Here is an 18,907-nt window from a genome sequence, read left to right as displayed (position 1 = left end):
GCTCTTTTACTTGATGTTCGTGGCGATCTGGCTCGCCAGGTCATCCAGCAGGGTGTAGCGGCGCTGGTATTCGGCGCGCTTCTTGCTGGCAATGTCTTCCATGGTCTTGCGGGGCAGCGGCAGTGGCAGACGGAAATAGTCGCCATCCTCGGGTTTGGCCTCGAGCGACTGCCAGAAACTGTCGTAATCTGCCTCGAAATTTTTGCGGTAACGCCAGGAGTTGTAAATGTGCTGTGCCTTGCCCACGGCCAGTACCTGCTTGATACCCAGGCGCTGCGCCAGCACCGTCAGGGCCTCCATGGCGACGCGCTTGGGAAACAGGCCGTGGAAGGCCTTGGTCACGGCACGGATGGTGTCGGCACTGCCCTCATAACGGCGCGGCCCCTGCAGGCCGCCGATGACCAGAGCCGGTGCGCCGTGGCGCTGGCAAAGCGTGAAAGACAGCGTGACCAGGGCAAAGCCGGCAGGATCCATCAGCAGAATCGCCAGTTCGCCCTCTTTGTCGAAACCGTGGGCATGAGTGAGCAGCAGGGTGTACTGGCGCTCATCCTTGCCCGTCAGCTCGGCCAGCAACTGGTGCTGGTTGCGCAAGACGGTATCCAGTATGGCGGGCGGGAAAAGCGATTTCTCCAGCTGGTAATTGGCCAGCAGGACTTGCAGCTTGGCACCGGTGTTCAGCTTTTGCATCAGATAGGGCCGATGCAGCTTCATCGCCAGCCGGGGGTTGAGCCGCAGATGGGCCAGCAGGGCCTCGTCGGCAACAAACAGGTCCAGCCAGCGCAGCATGGCCGGCAGGGTCAGCAGGCTGCGAAAGCCCAGCTTGAAGCGGTGCTTGAATTCGTCCAGGCCATCGCGGCGAGAAAAGTCCCCGCGCACCAATTGGCGCAGGAGTGAGGCAGCAGTCTGGGGCATACCGGATCAGGTGTGGGAAGCAAAGGCGCTATTCTACTCAAGCACGGCGCTCAAGTCGCGGCCTTTCTCAGTCAGGCCTGGCTGGCTGTGAGCAGCGTTCAGCCCTCTTTTTTCTTGGCAGGCTGCGGCTTGAGGGCGGCGAGCGCCACTTTCTGCATTTCCAGCCCCTTGATCTGCATCGACAGCATGCCCAGGTTCATGGTCAGCCAGGTTTCCACCACCTTCAGCTCATTGATGCGTCGCTCAATATCTTCTTCCGTCATCGGCGGCATGAAAGGTTGTGCCGCTGCCGGCGTGGCGTTCTGCCACATCTGGCGGAACATGGCGAAAGGGTCGGCCGGGTTGAAGTCCGCATTGCTCATGATGGCGTACCTGCAAGGGTCTATGTCGGTGGAATGAAACAGGTCTCCTGTCAATTTAGCCCTTGTCATCAGCAGGGGCAAGCCTGGTTCATGAGCGGATGTGGTGAGACAGGTGACTGGCATGGCGCGGGTTTCCAGACGCGCCCGCGGGCCATGTCGACGCCAGGGGAAAGGCAGGCGCAAGACAACTTTTGACTTTTTCGCCGCGGCCATGCAAAAAGGCGCATGTGTTGAAAACAGGAGTGTCTGCATGCTGGATGAAGAACAACAGGCTGCGTTCGAACAATCGGTGGCTGGCGTGTGCCAGAAGGCCCTGCACCATCTGAGCGAGCATCCAGGCCGCGAGGCGGCGGTGCAGTTTGTCGTCAACGTGCAGCGCGGCGTGGACCGTGTGGTGCAGCAGGCAGCCGGGGATGGGCCGGTGCTGGCCTGTCGCGAGGGCTGTAGTTACTGCTGCCAGGCGCGTGTCGAGATCACGCCGCCGCAACTGTGGCTGATGCTGCGCACCATTCGCCAGTGGCCGCAGAACGAGCGAGACGCCTTGCGTGAGCGCCTGCAGACCCAGGTTGTGGTGCGCGCGAGGGATCCGTTTGCTCGCCATGACTGTGCCTTGCTGCAGCAGCAGCGCTGTCTGGTGTATGAGCAACGTCCCGCGACTTGCCGGCGGGCGCACTCACTGGAAGTGGCGGCCTGTGCCCGGGGCGACGAGACCTTGCCGCAGGACATGGCTATCCGCTTTGGCGCCGAGGCCCTGATGCGTGGGGCGGATGCGGCCTATCAGGCGCTGGGGCTGGATGTTGCGCCTCGCGAACTGGGCGAGGCCCTGCTGGTGGCGCTGGATACGCCACAGGCAGAGCAGGAGTGGTATGTCGCCAGCGGTTTGCAGTAGGGCGGGACAGGCCGGTCGGTGACCGGCCTGTCATCGTCAGCGCATCACGGTCGCGATGCGGGCATTGACCGGAATGTTGCTGGCGTTGAGTCCCGGTTGCTGGCCGTGCAGATCAAAGGCCAGCTTGGCCTGCGGCCCGTAGAACACGCAGTGGGTCGAACCTCCGAAGTGGAACATGCCGAGCTGCTCGCCCTTTTTCACCTTCTGACCTTCATACACCGTGATCTGGCAGGTCGAGACCTCGGCCATGCCGACCGGCATGACGCAAATCAGTCCGATGGCCGGATTGTCCGCCTGAATGAAAATCATCGCCCGGGTCGCCACCTCGGTGATGTAGCCCTGCGAATCATTCGGCCCGGCCGGGTCATAGCCTTCCGACAGGGCTTCCGAGTAATACGTACCATCCTTGACGTAGGCCTTGATCACGGTCCCGCTGACCGGGCTGTGCCAGCGGTGGTAGCTCAGCGCGCTGAGGAAGGCCTGGTAAATGGTGCCGCCGATGAAATGCTCGGTCAGTGGATCGTTATCCAGCATATGGGCGACCGAGTAGGGCTGAGCCTTGATCCAGAAGCGATCATGCGCCTGGACGTTGTGCGCCAGCCGGTAGGGAGCCGATTCGCAGGCGTTGACGATGACGTCATCCTTGTCTGGTGCGGCGACCGGGCGTACTCCGGGGCGGAATTCACGAGTGAAGAAATCATCCCAGGAGCGGAAGCCATGATAGGGCTGGGTCGGTTCGCACTGAAACTCCTGGTCGAAATTCGGCATGGCCTTGCGTGCCGCCGGCCCGAACCAGTCACTGTTGCTCTGGTTCCCCAGAACGGCGCAGGAGTCCTTCGAGCAAAGAAAGCGCGCCCATTCGTTCAACACCAGTTTGAGCTGCTGATTGACCCGGTCGTTGAGAAACGCGGCAAACCCGGCGGTGGTGCCCATCGACCAGTCCAGAATGGCATTGATCGGAAACCCGACCAGGCCCGTGGTGTTGAATGCCGGCGCACGAGTCAGGATGACATTGATCATCTGCAGCATCTGCTGGTAATTGCGAACCTGCGGGCCGCCGGCCGGGTTGCGATTGTACGGAGGACGATGCGGCACCTGCTCGAACATCTGATGGAACAGCATGTAGATTTCAGCATCATTCTCGATCAGCGCCTGAAACGACTGCAGTACCGGATGCAGGGGCTTTTTCAGTTCCCGTGCCTCTTCATGCAGGTCGCTTAACCATTGCGTCAGCAAGGCCTGATCGGAAGGTAGCCATTGGCCGACACGGAAAGGCGCTGTGGACTCTGCTTGCGTGCTCATGGATCAAATCCTCTTGAATAAGCCATCAGGCAAGCCAGGACGAAGGCTTGCGCCATTCGAATGGAATTGGCTTATTAAGATTAATATCCATATGAAATGTTGCGCGGCAATATGGGGGTCAGGTGCCTGTGCGAAAGGACAGGTGCCCGGAGTCAGGGTGCAGGATCGTGCGGCAGCGCCTTGTGCGGCACCCCGGGCAGGGTCCGGACCCAGCGGCGCAGATGGCGGCTGACCGTGGCGCGCCAACGCGGATGATGCAGGCAGTAGCCCCCGGCCAGGCCGACCAGGCAGCCCAGCACGGTGTCGGCGAAGCGGGCCCGGATCAAGATCTCCGGCGGCGTCAGGCCCAGACGGGCCGCATCGGCCAGCAGGATGGTGATCGGCGTGATGAACATGGTGGCAAAGCCGTAATGGCGCACGATCAGCGTTTCGATGATGAAGTTCAGGCTGATCATCACCAGACAGACCGTCCAGGGGGTGAGCGGCAACATCAGAATGGCGAATGCCAGCATCAGCCCGAGCGAGGTGCCGAGCAGGCGGTGCAGCTGCTTGTTCCAGACCGCCCGCAATGACACGCCGGGAATCACCGCCAGGCAACTGATCGGTACCCAGTAGGCATTTTCCATGTGCAGCAGTTGCGCCAGCGCGGTGGCCAGACCGACGAAGCCGCCGATGAACACCGAATCCACCACCACATACTCAAAGCGCTTTTCTGCCAGGTTCGGCGCGGGTTTGGGCGGGCGATGCCGCAGGCTGTACAGACTGTAGCAGAAGGCAATGACACAAGCCTGCAGGCTGCCGAGGAACATCAGGCCGACTTTCAGCGGCAGGTCGGCGGTGGTGCTGGGAGAGTAGGCGCCAATCGCCGCGGCCATGATGAAAAACAAACTGCCGGGCTGGCCCAGCGCATAGAAGCGGCTCACCATGGTGACCAGGGTGGTGATCAGCGCCAGGATCACGACCATGCCCGGCGCAAAGTGATGGCTGATGACGCCCAGTGCATAGCTGGCCGTGATGGCAAAGGCGCAGCTCATCACCGTCAGCATGCGGTGCGGCAGTGCCGTATCCGGCAAGTACAGAAAAATCATGCCGCCGAGCGAGGCAATCAGTCCATAAGCCAAATGGCCGAACCAGGCACCGACCAGCAAGGGCAGGCCGCTGGCCAGTGCCGCCGCGAAGGGCAGCTGCCAGGGGCGGTCGCTGGCATGGATGGTGGTGAGGTGGCGCAATTCATTGCTCAGCAGGGCGCGCAGCCGCTGCCAGCGGGTCGGTGTAGTCATGGACAAGGTGCGCGGAGGCGCAGAGGTTCAGCGTTGGGACACCCATTCAGTGTACGCGCTCAAGCGGGGGTGGGGCAAAAAAACGCTGCTTGCCTTTCTCTTTAAATGACATGCGAGTATGCTGATTGCCGGTGGCAGGTGGTCCCGGCTGACGCATGCGTCGGGCCCTTTCTTCGGCATTCCATTTCCGGGAGTCTGCTCCCTGAAAGAGACAAAATGAGTTTCTCGACAGTAGGGGTCCTGGCGCTGATTGCCGTGGCTGCTCTCTGTTATTGCTACCTGACGCGCGAAGAGTAAGTCACACCTGAGGCCGTTTGCACGGCTCCCTGCGCCAGATCTATCCCGTCACGACGCATCTGGCAGCCGCGTGACGGGGGTCGATGGTCAGCGTGTTGGCCAGTTGCCCGCCCTGGTGCGCACTGGTCCGTCATGCTGGAAGGTCGTTGTGTGCCAGGATCATTGATCGGCATGTCAAGATGATGGGTGACGTTGGCAAACCGGCAGGTTGCGGCGGTGTTGCCACACGAGCCATACAGTGATGCGACCTGAACTTATCAGATGGCGCACCATATGATGCAGCGCAATAAATAGTTTGATTTCAAGACTATGCTGTGGTCGACGATGTCGCAGCCGCCCTGAGGCATCGACTACCCATTGCGAGGCCACATCATGACTTATCAGGAAGAACTCTGTGCGTATCTGCACACGCAACATCAATTGCAGCAATTGCTGGCGCAACTGCATGGCGAAGGTGCCATCGCGCTGATGGACGAAGAGCTGTAATCCGCAGATTCCCGCTGACTCAATGCCGGTGTGAAGACACACTGAGCAGCACGCTGATCATCAACAGGAAGGCCGCCAACGTTTCCCAGAGCGTCGGGCCGCGCCATGCCCAGAGAAACGAATACAGCAGGGCAAACAGGGTTTCGAACAAAATCATTTGCCCGGTCATGGTCAGCGGCAGCAGACGACTCATGCGGTTCCAGAAGGCGTTGCCAATGACCGAGGCAAAGAGGGCGATACCGGCGCTGACCGCGGCAAAGCGCAGCCAGTCGGATGCGCCGTGCGCCGTGCTGTCCTGCAGCGAGGGCACGATCAGCAGCAGAGACTCGATGCCGGTCACTACCCCCAGTAACAAACTCCAGTCACCGGCGCTGATGTGCTGCAGCCGTGACAGGCTGTGACTGTTGCTGACGGCAAACCAGGTCCAGGAAACCAGCGCGCCCACCGCACACAGCAGCCCGGTCAACGGGTGGTTTCCCGCGGCCTGCCGGGCACTGTGCAGGCTGGGCCAGACAATGCACAACACGCCGGCCAGGCCTAGCAGCAGCGATGGCAGCAGACGGAACAGCGGTGGCTTGCGCTGCCTGTAATAGCCGATCAGTGCAATGGCCACCGGCATGAAACCGATCATCAGCGAGGTCATCGCCACACCGCCTCGCTGTACCGCCGAAGCCAGCAGCAGGTAATACAGAATGTTGCCCAGCAGGCTGAGCCAGGCCAGTACCAGCCATTCGCGCCAGCCCAGCCCCGGCACCACACTGCGCCAGCGCGGCAGCAGCAGACCCGCCGCAACCACGCCATAAGCCAGATAACGCCCGGCTGACAGCTGCAGCGGCGTGAAGTCCGACGCCCAGAGGGGCGCCATGAATACCGTCCCCCACAATGCCCCGGCCGCCATGCCACAGGCGACCCCGCGTGTCAGTTGCTGCAAGCTGCGACATCCTTTCTCATGCCCGCGCCGCTGTCTTGCGGCGATCTGTCTGTGCGGGCCTGGCCATGGGTTGGTGAGACAGCGACTTTACCATGCTGATTGGGTAGGGTGATGGCGCTTTGGGGTCAAGGCGGTGGTCCTTCTATCGCGCTGACCTGTGCGGTGTTCTGGCACCTGTCCCTGCCGCGGTGGGTCAGCCCAACCCCGCCAGTCTGGTCGGCAACTGCTCTGCCAGTGTATCGATGACCAGGCGCAGGCGCTGTGTGATCTGCCGTGCCGCCGGCCACAGCAACTGCAAGGGGTAGCCGACCGAGAGGCTGTCGCCCAGCACTGGCAGCAGGCGGCCACTGTCCAGGTCTGCACGTACCAGCCACAGCGGCAGCCTGGCGATGCCCAGCCCGGCCAGAGTCGCATCCAGCAGCGCACCCAGATCATCCAAGCACAGCCGCGCCGGGACGTCGACGCGCTGTGCGGGGGTAGCGCCCGCCTCAAAGCGCCAGCTGGCGGTCTGCTGAGCTCGGCCATAAATCAGGCAGTCGAACTGTGTCAGCGCGGCCGGGGTATCCGGTCTGCCGCGTTGCGCCAGATAGGCCGGGCTGGCGCACAGCACCATGTGCTGTTGCCCCAGAGGGCGCGTCTGATAGTCGTGGTTGTCCGGCAGGTCCCCGCTGCGGATCGCCAGATCAAATCCTTCTTCGATCAGGTCAACCCGCCGGTCGGTCAACGACAGTTCCCACTGCAGGCCCGGGTGCTGCTCGGCCAGCGCAAACAACAGCGGGGCGATCAGCGTGCGTCCCAAGAGTCCCGGCATGCTCAGCCGCAGTCGACCCTTCAGCGCCAGCTGGCCCTGCGCCAGCGCCGCTTCGGCCTGCTCCAGTTCCGCCAGCACCCGCAAGCAGCGCTGATAGAACAACGTGCCTTCCGCAGTCAGGTGCTGACTACGTGTTGAACGATGAAACAGCCGGGTGCCCAGACGCTGCTCCAGCCGGGCGACGCTTTTGGCGACCGCCGAGCGCGACAGATGCATGCGTTCAGCCGCCATGCTGAAATTGCCGGCTTCTGCTGCCTCGACAAAGGCGGCGATGCCACTGAGCCGATCCGGATTGGCCATTTTAACGACTCCATTTTGTCGCCAATGTGGCGAAATAATGCCGTAACAGTAGCATAAAAATATTCAATATCATGCAAAGGATCGCTCACCAGAAACAGGAGGTCCTCATGCAAGCTGACTACCCAAGCCTAACCCATCACTACGGCGCCATGGCCTGCCAGGCGGGCGAACTGTGGCTGCCGTCGCGAACCAGTCCGCCGGTGGTGGTACTGCTGCATGGCGGATTCTGGCGCTTGCCCTGGGGACGCGAGCAGTTGCACCCCCTGGCCCTGGACCTGTGTCGGCGCGGTTTTGCTGTCTGGAATATGGGCTATCGCAGGCTTGGTGAGGACGGTGGTGGCTGGCCCGGCACCTTCGAGGATGTGCGCGCCGGTCTGGATGCCCTGGCCGACTTGGTCGGGCAGGGGGTGGTGCTCGATTTGCATCGCGTGCTGCTGGTCGGCCATTCGGCCGGTGGTCATCTGGCGCTATGGGCGGCCGCCAGGCATGACGGGCCGGTTCGTCCTCTGGCGGTGGCCGGGCTGGCCCCGGTCACCGATTTGCGTCGCTGCCATGAGTTCGTGCGTGAGCCCGAGGTGCTGCGCACCTTGCTGGGCGGCACGCCTACCAGCCAGGCCGAGCGCTATCGGCAGGCCTCACCCGTGGATTGCCTGCCGCTGGGCGTGCCGCAACTCATTCTGCATGGCAGCGAGGATGAGGCGGTGCCGCTGGTCTGGTCGCAGGATTATGTCCGCCTGGCGCTGCAAGCCGGTGATGCGGCACAACTGACCGTGATCGAGGGTATGGATCATATGCGCTTTCTCGACCCGGCCAGCGAGGCACATCAGCAGCTATGCCGCTGGTTGGTGCGTATCAGCGCTGAATAGCCGATGGCGGGTCAGCAGGCAGGCTGCGGCAGCCACTGCTGCACTCAGTAGCAGCACCGCAGTCATGCCCCATGCCGAATACAGTCTGCCGCCCAGCGCGGCGCCCAGGGTAATGCCGACATACAGCGCGCTGCTGAGCAGGCCCAGTACCGTGGGGCGTCGGGTATGAAAGGCCTGCGCCGCACAAGCCTGCAAGGCCGGGAAAAACCCATAGGCGACAAAGGCCACGGTGAACAGGGCGGCGGCCAACAGCCACAGCCCATGCTGCCGATAGGCCAGCAGGCACAGGCCGAAGCAGGCGGTCATCAGTGCCAGCGACAGCCGTACCTGGCGCGCCGCGCCGAGACGGTCCGCCAGCCGGCCTCCTGCCAGCACCCCGCCAGTCGCCCCGGCGCCAAAGCAGGCCAGGGTCAGTGCCACCTGAGCGGCAGGTGCCGCGAACGTCTGCACCAGTGCCGTGGCCAGCAGGGTATAGCAGGCATAGACACTGACCGCCCAGGCGCACATGCACAGCAGCAGCGGCCAGGCCTGCCACAGTCGCTCCTGACTGCTGTCCTGGCGAACCGGAGCCTGGTGCGGCAGGCTGCCGGACCAGGCGACGGCATTGACCGGCACCATGGCCAGCAGCGCCACGCCGAGGGCGGCAAACAGCATGCGCCAATGTGTCAGTTGCCCCAGCCAGAGCCCGAACGGGGCACCCAGGCACAGGGCAATCACCAGCCCGGAATTGATCTGAGCCAACCGTGCGGCCCGTTGCGCCGGGGCGGCGCGCTCCGCCGCCATGGCATACAGCATGGGCGAAATGCCGGCTGCGGCCAGACCGGCCAGGACACGGCTCAGGGTGAGTTGCCACAAATTCGGTGCCAGCGCGGTATAAGCATTGGCCAATGCCAGTGCGCCGACGCCGGCGAACAGGACGTTGCGCAAACCCCAGCGCTCGGCGAGCCGGCCGAGCAGCGGGCAGGCCAGGGCATAGGTCAGGCTGAAAGCGCTGACCAGGACGGCGACCGCCGCCGGTGATTGGTGCAGTTCGCGGCCGATCAGCGGCAAAAAGGCCGAGACGATAAACAGATCGGTGCCGACTAGAAAGATGGTCAGCCAGCTGACCGGTACCCACAGGGCGGCAGGCAAGAGCGGGAATGGCAACGTGCGGCTGCTGGATGGCATGACAGGCTTCCTGTATAATGTTAGAGTTCAAACATGATATTAGAGTTCTAACATTATGCGCAAGCAGCAATCGGCGGCCAGGCCGCCGGCCCCCGGAGAGGGCAAACGGGGAGAAGACGGACACCTGGGGTATCTGTTGCGCCAGGCTGCCGCCATGCACCGGCTGAAGATGGAGCGTGCCCTGAGCGACCTGGGGGTCACGCCGCCGCAATTCTCGGTGCTGACCATGCTGGCCGCCTATCCTGGTCAGTCCAATGCCGACATCGCCAGGCTGGCCATGCTGACCCCGCCCACCGTGACAGTCATCGTCGGCAATCTGGAGAGCATGGGCGCCGTGCTGCGGCGACCTCATGCACAACATGGCCGCATCCAGCATATCGACCTCACCGAGCAGGGCATGGCGCTGCTGGCTTCCTGCCGAGCGCGTGTACAACAACTGGAGGCTGCGCTGGCCGCTGGCCTGAGCGAAAGCGAGACGACGCTGCTGCGTCGCTGGCTGGCCGGCGTGGCAAGGGAGGGTGAAGCAGAGGGTACCCCGCCCTGAGCATTCCCCTTGCTGCCGGTCTGATGGATACCTAATGGGGGTATTGTTGCCCTCGGCGGCATTCGGCGCTATGCTGGCACGCATGCGAATTTTCCGGTTGTGCCTGCTGCTGATCGCCATGGCCCTGCTGCCTTTGCAGAGCTGGGGCGGCGATACGCCCTGGCGGTCCGCGCAGGGCGCCGACCGCGCCCGGGCCGTGCTCAGTCAGGCGGATTGTGCACATCACGACGAGCCGTCCACGACGACTGGCCACACGCATGGGCATGCGTCCTGCTGCCAGAGCCCACTGGCTGCCCAACCTGTTGTCCTGCCGGCCCCCTGGGCACTCAAGGCGCCGCAGAACAGCCGGCATGGTGCCCGTTTCACCTCCCACATCCAGCGACAGCTTCTGCGGCCACCCCAGGCCTGATTCGGCTTTGCCCCCCCGTGTGCGCCATGCCGGGCATGGCGTAAGCATCGTTGCGGCGCCACGCGAACCGTGGATGGCGCCAATCTCGCTGGAGAAAAACATGAATAGATTGAACAAGCCGCGCCTGTCGCTGGCGCTGGCCCTGTTGTTGACGCTGACCCTGCATGAGACCGTCTGGGCGGCGGCCAGTCAGACCCTCACGCTGGTGAAGAACAAGGGCTGCGTCTGCTGCGAACGCTGGGCGGCCGATATGAAGGCCCATGGCTTTGCCGTCAAGACGGTAGAAATGGCCGATGTCACGCCTTTCAAGGACCAGCAGCATGTGCCTGTCGCCCTGCGTTCCTGCCATACCGCCACGATCGGCGGCTATGTGATCGAAGGGCATGTGCCGGCTGACCTGATCCGCAAGCTGTTGAAAGACAAGCCTCATCTGGCCGGGCTGGCCAGCCCGGGGATGCCGCCTTCCGCGCCGGGGATGGACTTGCCCGGCAAGCCGGTGCCTTATCAGGTGATGGCCTTCGGCGCGGACGGCAAGACCACGCTGTATGCCCAGCGCTGATTGCGCTGACCACGGCGTCCGCCGAGTGTGCCACATGCCCTGACAGGGGCGTGTGGCGCCGCAGGCCATGCTGGCGGTGTACACTCGGCATGTCGTCATTCGCCCGGAGCTGGTCATGTCCATGCCGCTTCTTTCCCTGTTGCAGTACAAATCCTGGGCCGACACCCGAACACTGGCGGCCGTGGCGCATATCGACCGCAGCCAGCATGGCGCTGCCTTCGATTTTGCCCGACAACAACTTAATCACATGGTGCGGGTCGAGGCGCTGTTTCGCGCCCGACTCATCGGTGAGCCTGCGCCGCATGATTCAACCAACACGGCACAATTGCCGGCGTTTGCGGCACTGGCTGCCTCGCTGGAGGCATCGAATCACTGGCTGCTGGACTATGTGCCTACCCTGAACGCCGGGGCGCTGGCGCAGTGCATCCGCTTCACCTTTGTGGATGGTCAAAAAGGTGCGATGAGCCGGGAGGAGATGCTTTGTCACCTCATCAATCATGGTACCTACCACCGGGGGGCCATTGGTCATGCGCTGGATTTGGCCGGTGCGCCGCGCCCGGCCGACACCTATACGGTGTTCCTCCATGCGGCCGAACCGGGGCGTCGTGAGGAATAGGGCGCTTGGCCGGTTGGCGGTCCGGGGCGATGCCGGCGTGATAGCATGGCAGTGGTCAGCGATGCGGTGATGTTGGCTGACGTCGACACTTTCTCTCATTCATGACGATCCTGACCATGCGAATCGGATGCCTGCATACCGCGAATAGCAATATCCCTGTCTTCGATGCGGCGCTGGCCAGCCTGGCCTGCGCGGACGTTCGGCTCAGCCATCAGGTGCGTCCCGATTTGCTGGCGGCGGCCGTCGCCGCCGGCGGACTGAATGACGAGATCGTCCTGCAAACCAGCGAGGCGCTGGCCGCATTGTGTGCGGTCAATGAGGTCGTATTGCTCACCTGCTCGACACTCGGTCCGGTAGTGAGCGCTTTCGTCTCGTCTACGCCCGTTTTGCGCGTGGATGAGGCGCTGGCCCGGCAGGCCGTGACAATGAGCACCTCCGTAGTGGCGCTGTGCGCGGTCGAAACGACCCTGGCGCCCACCCGGGCGCTGTTCGAGCAACGGGCCCGGGAGACCGGTGCGACCGTTGACGTACGACTGGTTGACGATGCGTGGGGCTATTTCATGGCAGGTGAGATGGCGCGCTATGATTTGACGATGGCGCAGGCGGCGGACAGCGCGTATGCCGAAGGGGCGGGGGTTGTGGCCTTCGCCCAGGCCTCCATGGCGGGCGCTGCGGCTTATGTGCGGCACAACCGATCCGCTTTGACCAGCCCGATCAGTGGCTTGCAGGCGGCCATTGCCGCTTGCCGGAACCAGTCAGATTGATTTGAGCATTTGGCCGGCGCCCTGTCATACTGGTATTACCGTTTTCTCCCAATAAGAATATGCACCCAGATACTCGCTTCCGGGCCGGCCTGTTGCTGCTCATCGCCTTGCTGGCCATTTCCGGCTATCACCCTTATGACCAGACCACCTGGCTGCTCGAAGTCTTGCCGGTGCTGATCGTCATTCCGCTGCTGAGTCTGACCTACCGCCGCTTCACCTTCACCCCGCTGGTCTATGGCCTGATCTTTGTGCACTGCTGCGTTCTGCTGCTGGGCGGCAAGTACACCTATGCGCGAGTACCGATCGGCTTCGATCTCGCCCATCTGCTGGGCATTCAGCGCAATCCCTACGACAAAATCGGGCATTTGTTTCAGGGTTTTGTGCCGGCGCTGGTGATCCGTGAAATTCTGCTGCGGGGCCGGCATGTGGCGGGTCGGAAAATGCTGTCCTTTGTCACTGTTTGCATCGCACTGGCCATCAGCGCCAGCTATGAATTGCTTGAGTGGGCCTCGGCCCTGGCCATGGGGCAGGGAGCGGATGCTTTTCTGGGGACGCAGGGCGACCCGTGGGATACCCAGTCGGACATGTTCTGTGCCCTGATTGGTGCCAGCCTGGCGCTGCTGCTGCTCGCCCGTGTGCAGGACCGGCAGATGCGTGCCCTGAGGCTGGCGTGATGCTCGCCAGCAGCGGCTGAACGCTTTACAGGACGGAAAGCCCGTATTTATCCCGCAAGGCGTCCAAAGTGCCATCCCGTTGCAATTTTTGCAGCCCGGCCAGGATACGGGCGCGCGTGTTTTGCGGCACCTTTCTGGAGATCACCACACAAATCGCGCCGGTTGCCAATACGGCAGGCAGCAACTTGATGCTGCCGTTCAGGTGTTTATCGTGGAGATACCTTTTTAATTCCTCGCCGCCGTAATAGACAAACCTGACCCGACCCAGAAGCAGTTTCTTCAGGCAATTCAGCAGCGATTCAGAACCATCGTCAATTTCCACCCCGCCGAGTGATTTGAGTTGCTCGACATAGATGGATCCCTGAGGGACGGCGACAGCGCCGGCGTTGACTGTTTTGCTCAAGTCAGCCAAATCATGCACCTCAGCATGATCATCTTTGGCCGCGGCCAGGCGTATATGTTGTACGTAGAGAACGGGTTGCGTGATGACATGAAAGTCATCCTGCCTGGACGGGGTGCTTACCAGGCCGAAGAAGATGTCCAATTTGCCTGATTTCAGGCCGGATTCAATTCGTTTTATTGAACGCAAATCATTTTGGCCAGCAAAAGAAAGGTCGGGATCCCGTTTTTGCAAAGCCTGCATCAGCTCGATGCTGAAGCCGGGCTGCTGACGATTGCCTGGGTCGAAGCGAATCGGGTTATCTGTGATCCCGCTTGTATGGAGTACCAATTTTTCGGAGAAAGATGCCATCGAGAGCAACATCAGACTCGAAAACAGTATTTTTTTTATCATGAATGACAGTCGCCAGCGAGATCATCGCCCTGCCAGAATGACGCTGGCAGGGCGAAAACATTCGTTTATCCCAATACAATAACATTGGATAGGTCCAGGCTGGAATCGATGGCACGTTCAGAAATGCCATGGCACCGTATTTCACTTGATTGTAGTCAAACAATTGCCGGGGAACGGCTTGCCCATGTCTGCGGCGAAGGCATGGACTGCCGAGAATGATCCCATCCCACCGGGGGGCTTTCGCTCCCCGGCCTCCAGGATGACAGCCAGGCAAGCCGGCGCGGCCAGAACAGCAGGCAAGGGCTGTGGGACAGGGCGACACCCCAGATCCCCTCCCGCTGCCTACAACATCATCCCGCCCGAAGCCTCAATCCGCTGGCCGGTGATCCAGTTGCTTTCCGCCGTCAGCAAGGCGGCGATGGCGTCACCAATATCGTCGGGCAAGCCTGCCCGACCCATGGCCGTATTGGCGGCGATCATGGCATTAACCTGCGGATTGTCACGGGTATGACCACCGCCAAAGTCAGTTTCGATGGCGCCGGGTGCCAGGACATTGACCGAGATGCCGCGCGGGCCGAGTTCCTTGGCGAGGTAGCGCGTCAGGGTCTCGATCGCGCCCTTCATGGTGGCGTAGGCGGCGTAGCCGGGGAGGCTGAAACGCGCCAGCCCACTGGAGATGTTCAGGATGCGTCCACCATCAGCGATCAGGGGCAGCAGCGCCTGGGTCAGGAAGAAGACGCCTTTCAGATGCACGTTCATCAGGGCATCGAATTGTGCTTCCGTGGTTTCCGCGAAGCCGCCGTAGATCCCCATGCCGGCATTGTTGATCAGGTAGTCGATCTGCCCGGTTTGCCATTTGTGTTGCAACCGTTCTTTCAGCTGTGCGGTGAAGTCTGCGAAGGCCGGCACATTGCCGGCATCCAGCTGAAGCGCGGCAGCCCGGCGGCCGTGCTGTTCGATTTCGGCAACCAGCGCTTCGGCTTCGGCTTGACGGGTGTGGTAGGTGACGATGACGTCGACGCCCCTGGCGGCCAGCTTGAGGGCTGCATTTTTGCCGAGACCGCGGCTGCCGCCGGTGATGAGCGCGATGCGTTGAATCATGGTGTTCTCCTGATGGGTGGCGATTCGTCAGGCAGAGGCCCTGCCTGGTACAACGCAGTCTATTGCTACGCCATTTCGGGATAAATGTGCTTTTTTTGGCTAGACTGTCCAATATTGACGAACAAAAGGCGCCGCCATCATGAACCAGCTCGATGCCATGCAGATCTTTGTGCGCGTTGCCGAACTCTCCAGTTTCACGGCCGCGGCGGACAGTCTGGGGCTGCCGAAGGCAACGGTTTCACTGGCGGTGCAACAGCTGGAGCGCCTGCTGGGCACGCGCTTGCTGCACCGGACGACACGCAGTGTGCAGATGACTCAGGACGGCCATGTGGTGTTCGAACGCAGCAAGGATCTGCTGGCCGATGTGGCCGAGTTGCAGGGGCTGTTTCGCCAGGCGCCTGCCACGGTCAGCGGGCGTTTGCGGGTGGATATGCCGATTGCCATTGCACGCGACCTGGTGATCCCGCATCTGCCCGACTTTCTGCGCCAGTACCCGGCGCTGGCGCTGGAGCTGAGTAGTACCGACCGCCGGGTTGATCCGGTGCGCGAGGGGTTCGATTGCGTGCTGCGGGTGGGGGCCTTGCTGGATTCCAGCCTGATTGCCCGGCCGGTTGGCGAGTATCGCATGATCAACTGTGCCAGCCCTGCTTACCTTGCCGAGTATGGCGTGCCGACCTCGCTGGCTGATCTCAGCCAGCATCGCCTGGTGCACTATCTCACCCACTTTGGGGGGCGAGACCCCGGCTTTGAATATCTCGACCCCGGTCTGCCAGGTACCGTGCGCCATGTCGCCATGGGTGGTGTGCTCACCGTCAACAATTCCGAGGCCTATACAGCGGCTTGTCTGGCGGGCCTGGGAATTGTGCAGTCGCCCGAACCGGGAATGCGCCGCTATCTGGCCAGCGGAGAACTGGTGGAAATCCTGCCGTCTCATCGTCCTGCGCCCATGCCGATTTCGCTGATCTATGCCAATCGTCGCCATTTGCCACAGCGCGTGCAGGTGTTCATGAGCTGGATCGCCGGTTTGCTGCAGTCGCGCTCGGCGCTGGACACGCTGCCAGTCGGCCATGACGGACAGGGGTGATGCCGGGAGGGTTCAGTCGATCTGTCCGGGTTTTGTCAGACAGCCCGCCGGGTTGTAGACACGCTGATTGGAGGCCGGGGCGCTGGCCAGTTTGCCGGCAGGGCGGCGCGGTCGGGGAAGCAGTTCGCCGCCGCAGTTCGGGCAGCGGCCGTTGAGCTTTTCTTCGGCACATGCGACGCAAAAGGTACACTCGAATGAGCATATCCGCGCATCGGCAGACTCGGGGGGCAAGTCCTTGTCGCAGCATTCACAGTTTGGTCTGAGTTCCAGCATGGCGAGCTCCTCTCACGCCTTCCGGAAAGTCAGCGCCACGGAATTAATGCAATAACGCTCCCCGGTCGGCAATGGGCCATCCTCGAAAACATGCCCCAGATGGGCATCGCAGTTGGCGCAGCGCACTTCAGTTCGCACCATGCCGTGGCTGCGGTCCACCAGGCGGTTGATGGTGCCCGGAACGGCTTCCTGCCAGAAGCTGGGCCAGCCGCAACCGGCATCAAATTTGGTGTCGGCATGAAACAGCAGGGTGCCGCAGCAGAGGCACAGGTAATCACCGGCTTCGTTGCGCTGGTAATGTTCGCCGCTGAACGGGCGTTCGGTGCCGGCTTCGCGGGTGACGCGGTAGGCTTCGGCACTGAGTTGCTGGCGCCATTCGGCATCGGTTTTCTTGATCATGGTGTGTTCTCCTGAGTCACATCACAGCTCGTCGCGGCTGTGTTCGAGGTGGCTTTGGTCCGCCCAGCGCTCGAGCTGCCATTCCCCATCGACATAGCTGATCCAGTTCAGGGCGGCATTGGGGATGGGGAAGTCGCGCTGATGGGTGATCGGCAGTTTGTTGGCCATGCGGTAGGCGATGTCCAGCACACCGCCGTGGCTGACGACCAGTACCGTCTGGCCGGGGTGACGCGCGGCGGCTTCGTCAAAGAAGGTCTGCACCCGGCTCTGGAAGACGGCCAGGCTTTCGCCACTGCCCGGGGCGTAGGCCGGGTCGCGGGATTTGAACAATCGGTAGTCTTCCGGGATGCGCACTTCGGCCTCGGCGTAGGTCAGTCCCTGGAAGTGGCCGAAATGCCGCTCGCGCAGCCGTTCGGTGGCGATCGGTGTCAGGGCGTTGTCGCGGGCAATGGCGGCCGCGGTCTGGCGCGCCCGCTGCAGGTCGCTGACATAGAGCGCGCTGAACGCCAGGCCCGCCTGGGCCAGCGCCTGGCTCAGCCGGTCGGCTTGCTGCAGACCGGTGGTATTGAGCTGGATGTCGATCTGTCCCTGCAGGCGTCGCTCGATGTTCCAGTCGGTTTCGCCGTGGCGCACCAGGCAGAAGCGGGTGGTCAGTGCGGATGGCATGGGCGGTCTTTCGTCTTGCGTTTAGAGGATGCCGACACCGGAAATGTCGCGTGCCAGATTGGCGGCGTAGTTGTCGGTCATGGCGCCGGTAAAGTCGAGGATACGCATATAGGCCTGATACAGATCAGGATGGATGTGACCGCCGTGTTCCATCAGGCCAAGTGCCAGGTTCTCGCGCGGACTGAGCTGGTCGCGGCCGCGGGTGTGCAGGGTGAAGACAGCGGGGACCAGCGCATCGAGCAGCACGGCAATGCAGGGGTAGGAGGCCAGCTCGGTCACCAGCTTGGTGTGGTGGCGGTAGACCTTGTGGCTGGCCAGTTCCTTGGCCTGAATCAGGGTCTCCTGGATGGCCGGGGTGCAGACGTTGAGCAGGTCCTTGGCAGCAAAGTCGCCGGCCAGCAGCGAGTCATGGTGCAGCATGAATTTCTCGGCCACTTCGCTGACGCAGCGGCCGACGGCGATGCCGCGCAGCATGGCGCATTTTTGCCGGATGTCGTCGGTCTCCCAGACGCGTTCATATTCGGTAAAACCGGCAAACAGGCTTTCGAACTCCTTGACGTCGAGGATGCCGATCTCGACCGCGTCTTCCAGATCAAGAATGGCATAGCAAATGTCGTCGGCGGCTTCCATCAGGTAGGACAGCGGATGGCGTGCCCAGACATGGGTGTCCTTGCGGATCAGTCCCAGCTCGTCGGCCACCTGTTCGAAGTAGGGCAGCTCGGCGCGGTAGATGTTGAATTTGTCACGTCCCAGTGCCGGCGGCGCGTCGGCGGTCCACGGATATTTGATCAGCGCGCCGATGGCGGCCGAGGTCAGGCGCATGCCGCCTTCGTTGGCGTACATCTCCAGTGTGGCCACCATGCGCAGGCTGTGGGCGTTGCCTTCGTAGGTCTGGATGTCGCGCCGCTGGGCCTCGCTCAGCGGGGCCAGCAGGTGAGCGTTTTTCGGCTGGCGGAACCAGTCGCGCATGGCGTCTTCGCCGGTGTGGCCGAACGGCGGATTGCCGATGTCGTGTGCCAGGCAGGCTACCTGCACCACGGCGCCGATGTCATGCGGGGTGTAGCCGGCCGGCAGACGCTGGGCGTGCTGCAGCATCATGCCGACCCGGTTGCCCAGACTGCGGCCGACGCTGGCCACTTCCACACTGTGCGTCAGGCGGTTGTGGGTATGGTCGTGGCGCGCCAGCGGGTGAACCTGGGTTTTGCGCCCCAGGCGGCGGAAGGCGCTGGAGAATACCACCCGGTCATGGTCGATGTGGAAGTCGGTGCGCAGCCCCGGGCTGCCTTCTTCGGTGGCGGGGGTGCGGGTGTCGCGCACCTGCCCCTGGCTGACCTTGAAGCGCCGGGTGGAGAGCAGGCGTTGCCAATCCATGCGATGGGAGTGAGACATGGGCAATCAGTTTTGAGAGTGATGTCCCGATCA

22 protein-coding genes are annotated in these 18,907 nt (G+C 62.5%); 9 read left to right on the top strand and 13 right to left on the bottom strand.

Features of this window, described 5'->3' with window-relative positions; translation table 11 throughout:
• Positions 1-6 precede the first annotated feature (6 nt).
• Positions 7-912 carry a VirK/YbjX family protein gene (locus JNO51_RS09600; RefSeq protein WP_215776463.1) on the bottom strand — a complete coding sequence of 302 codons (906 nt, stop codon included), beginning with the start codon at positions 910-912 and terminating at the stop codon, positions 7-9.
• A gap of 98 nt (positions 913-1,010) precedes the next feature.
• Positions 1,011-1,274 carry a PhaM family polyhydroxyalkanoate granule multifunctional regulatory protein gene (locus tag JNO51_RS09595; RefSeq protein WP_215776461.1) on the bottom strand — a complete coding sequence of 88 codons (264 nt, stop codon included), beginning with the start codon at positions 1,272-1,274 and terminating at the stop codon, positions 1,011-1,013.
• Between the two features lie 250 nt (positions 1,275-1,524).
• Here JNO51_RS09595 and JNO51_RS09590 point away from each other — a divergent pair, with 250 nt between their 5' ends.
• A complete protein-coding gene (locus tag JNO51_RS09590) occupies positions 1,525-2,163 on the top strand; it encodes a YkgJ family cysteine cluster protein (protein WP_215776459.1) in 639 nt (212 codons plus the stop codon).
• 36 nt (positions 2,164-2,199) lie between these two features.
• On the opposite strand, the gene JNO51_RS09585 is transcribed toward JNO51_RS09590, so the two are convergent.
• The 4 genes from JNO51_RS09585 to JNO51_RS09570 form a co-directional block, all read right to left on the bottom strand.
• A complete protein-coding gene (locus JNO51_RS09585) occupies positions 2,200-3,465 on the bottom strand; it encodes a phosphatidylserine decarboxylase family protein (protein WP_215776456.1) in 1,266 nt (421 codons plus the stop codon).
• A gap of 152 nt (positions 3,466-3,617) precedes the next feature.
• Positions 3,618-4,745: an FUSC family protein gene (locus JNO51_RS09580; protein ID WP_215776454.1), complete on the bottom strand. Its 1,128-nt coding sequence runs from the start codon at positions 4,743-4,745 to the stop codon at positions 3,618-3,620.
• Between the two features lie 802 nt (positions 4,746-5,547).
• Positions 5,548-6,459, bottom strand: coding sequence for a DMT family transporter (locus JNO51_RS09575; RefSeq protein ID WP_252346047.1), 912 nt, complete (start codon positions 6,457-6,459; stop codon positions 5,548-5,550).
• A 193-nt stretch (positions 6,460-6,652) separates the two neighbouring features.
• On the bottom strand, positions 6,653-7,570 hold the full coding sequence (locus JNO51_RS09570) for a LysR family transcriptional regulator (protein ID WP_215776452.1): 918 nt from the start codon (positions 7,568-7,570) through the stop codon (positions 6,653-6,655).
• A 107-nt stretch (positions 7,571-7,677) separates the two neighbouring features.
• On the opposite strand from JNO51_RS09570, the gene JNO51_RS09565 reads away from it, so the two are divergent.
• Positions 7,678-8,436 (top strand): S9 family peptidase, encoded by a 759-nt coding sequence (locus JNO51_RS09565; protein WP_215776449.1) that lies wholly within the window; start codon positions 7,678-7,680, stop codon positions 8,434-8,436.
• Here the strand turns inward: JNO51_RS09565 and JNO51_RS09560 are convergent.
• A complete protein-coding gene (locus JNO51_RS09560) occupies positions 8,401-9,603 on the bottom strand; it encodes an MFS transporter (RefSeq protein ID WP_215776447.1) in 1,203 nt (400 codons plus the stop codon). The two genes, JNO51_RS09565 and JNO51_RS09560, sit on opposite strands and share 36 nt — an antisense overlap.
• A gap of 55 nt (positions 9,604-9,658) precedes the next feature.
• On the opposite strand from JNO51_RS09560, the gene JNO51_RS09555 reads away from it, so the two are divergent.
• The 6 genes from JNO51_RS09555 to JNO51_RS09530 all read left to right on the top strand — a co-directional run bounded on the left by JNO51_RS09555 (position 9,659) and on the right by JNO51_RS09530 (position 13,169).
• Positions 9,659-10,147, top strand: coding sequence for a MarR family winged helix-turn-helix transcriptional regulator (locus tag JNO51_RS09555; protein WP_215776444.1), 489 nt, complete (start codon positions 9,659-9,661; stop codon positions 10,145-10,147).
• Positions 10,148-10,181: 34 nt separating this feature from the next.
• On the top strand, positions 10,182-10,556 hold the full coding sequence (locus JNO51_RS09550; protein WP_215776441.1) for a hypothetical protein: 375 nt from the start codon (positions 10,182-10,184) through the stop codon (positions 10,554-10,556).
• A 100-nt stretch (positions 10,557-10,656) separates the two neighbouring features.
• Positions 10,657-11,115, top strand: coding sequence for a DUF411 domain-containing protein (locus JNO51_RS09545; protein ID WP_252346046.1), 459 nt, complete (start codon positions 10,657-10,659; stop codon positions 11,113-11,115).
• Between the two features lie 115 nt (positions 11,116-11,230).
• Positions 11,231-11,731 carry a DinB family protein gene (locus JNO51_RS09540; RefSeq protein ID WP_215776439.1) on the top strand — a complete coding sequence of 167 codons (501 nt, stop codon included), beginning with the start codon at positions 11,231-11,233 and terminating at the stop codon, positions 11,729-11,731.
• Between the two features lie 101 nt (positions 11,732-11,832).
• Entirely contained in the window at positions 11,833-12,495 is a 663-nt protein-coding gene (locus JNO51_RS09535) for a hypothetical protein (RefSeq protein WP_215776436.1), read from the top strand.
• A 59-nt stretch (positions 12,496-12,554) separates the two neighbouring features.
• Entirely contained in the window at positions 12,555-13,169 is a 615-nt protein-coding gene (locus tag JNO51_RS09530) for a DUF2238 domain-containing protein (protein ID WP_215776434.1), read from the top strand.
• Between the two features lie 25 nt (positions 13,170-13,194).
• On the opposite strand, the gene JNO51_RS09525 is transcribed toward JNO51_RS09530, so the two are convergent.
• Positions 13,195-13,932, bottom strand: coding sequence for an ABC transporter substrate-binding protein (locus JNO51_RS09525; protein WP_215776431.1), 738 nt, complete (start codon positions 13,930-13,932; stop codon positions 13,195-13,197).
• A gap of 372 nt (positions 13,933-14,304) precedes the next feature.
• Positions 14,305-15,063 carry an SDR family NAD(P)-dependent oxidoreductase gene (locus tag JNO51_RS09520; RefSeq protein WP_215776429.1) on the bottom strand — a complete coding sequence of 253 codons (759 nt, stop codon included), beginning with the start codon at positions 15,061-15,063 and terminating at the stop codon, positions 14,305-14,307.
• A 139-nt stretch (positions 15,064-15,202) separates the two neighbouring features.
• On the opposite strand from JNO51_RS09520, the gene JNO51_RS09515 reads away from it, so the two are divergent.
• Positions 15,203-16,147: a LysR family transcriptional regulator gene (locus JNO51_RS09515; protein ID WP_215776427.1), complete on the top strand. Its 945-nt coding sequence runs from the start codon at positions 15,203-15,205 to the stop codon at positions 16,145-16,147.
• A 12-nt stretch (positions 16,148-16,159) separates the two neighbouring features.
• Here JNO51_RS09515 and JNO51_RS09510 read toward each other — a convergent pair whose 3' ends face one another.
• The 4 genes from JNO51_RS09510 to JNO51_RS09495 are packed head-to-tail and all read right to left on the bottom strand — an operon-like array spanning position 16,160 to position 18,874.
• On the bottom strand, positions 16,160-16,420 hold the full coding sequence (locus JNO51_RS09510) for a DUF1272 domain-containing protein (RefSeq protein WP_215776425.1): 261 nt from the start codon (positions 16,418-16,420) through the stop codon (positions 16,160-16,162).
• 12 nt (positions 16,421-16,432) lie between these two features.
• Entirely contained in the window at positions 16,433-16,819 is a 387-nt protein-coding gene (gene msrB, locus JNO51_RS09505; protein WP_215776422.1) for a peptide-methionine (R)-S-oxide reductase MsrB, read from the bottom strand.
• Positions 16,820-16,840: 21 nt separating this feature from the next.
• Positions 16,841-17,485, bottom strand: a complete 645-nt coding sequence (locus tag JNO51_RS09500) for a histidine phosphatase family protein (RefSeq protein ID WP_215776420.1) — start codon at positions 17,483-17,485, stop codon at positions 16,841-16,843.
• Positions 17,486-17,506: 21 nt separating this feature from the next.
• Positions 17,507-18,874: a deoxyguanosinetriphosphate triphosphohydrolase gene (locus JNO51_RS09495; protein ID WP_252346045.1), complete on the bottom strand. Its 1,368-nt coding sequence runs from the start codon at positions 18,872-18,874 to the stop codon at positions 17,507-17,509.
• Positions 18,875-18,907: the final 33 nt, after the last annotated feature.

Source organism: Paludibacterium sp. B53371 (assembly GCF_018802765.1).
GTDB lineage: Bacteria > Pseudomonadota > Gammaproteobacteria > Burkholderiales > Chromobacteriaceae > Paludibacterium.
Note: the sequence above shows the minus strand (reverse complement) of the source record. Positions and strands in the feature narration are given on the sequence as shown.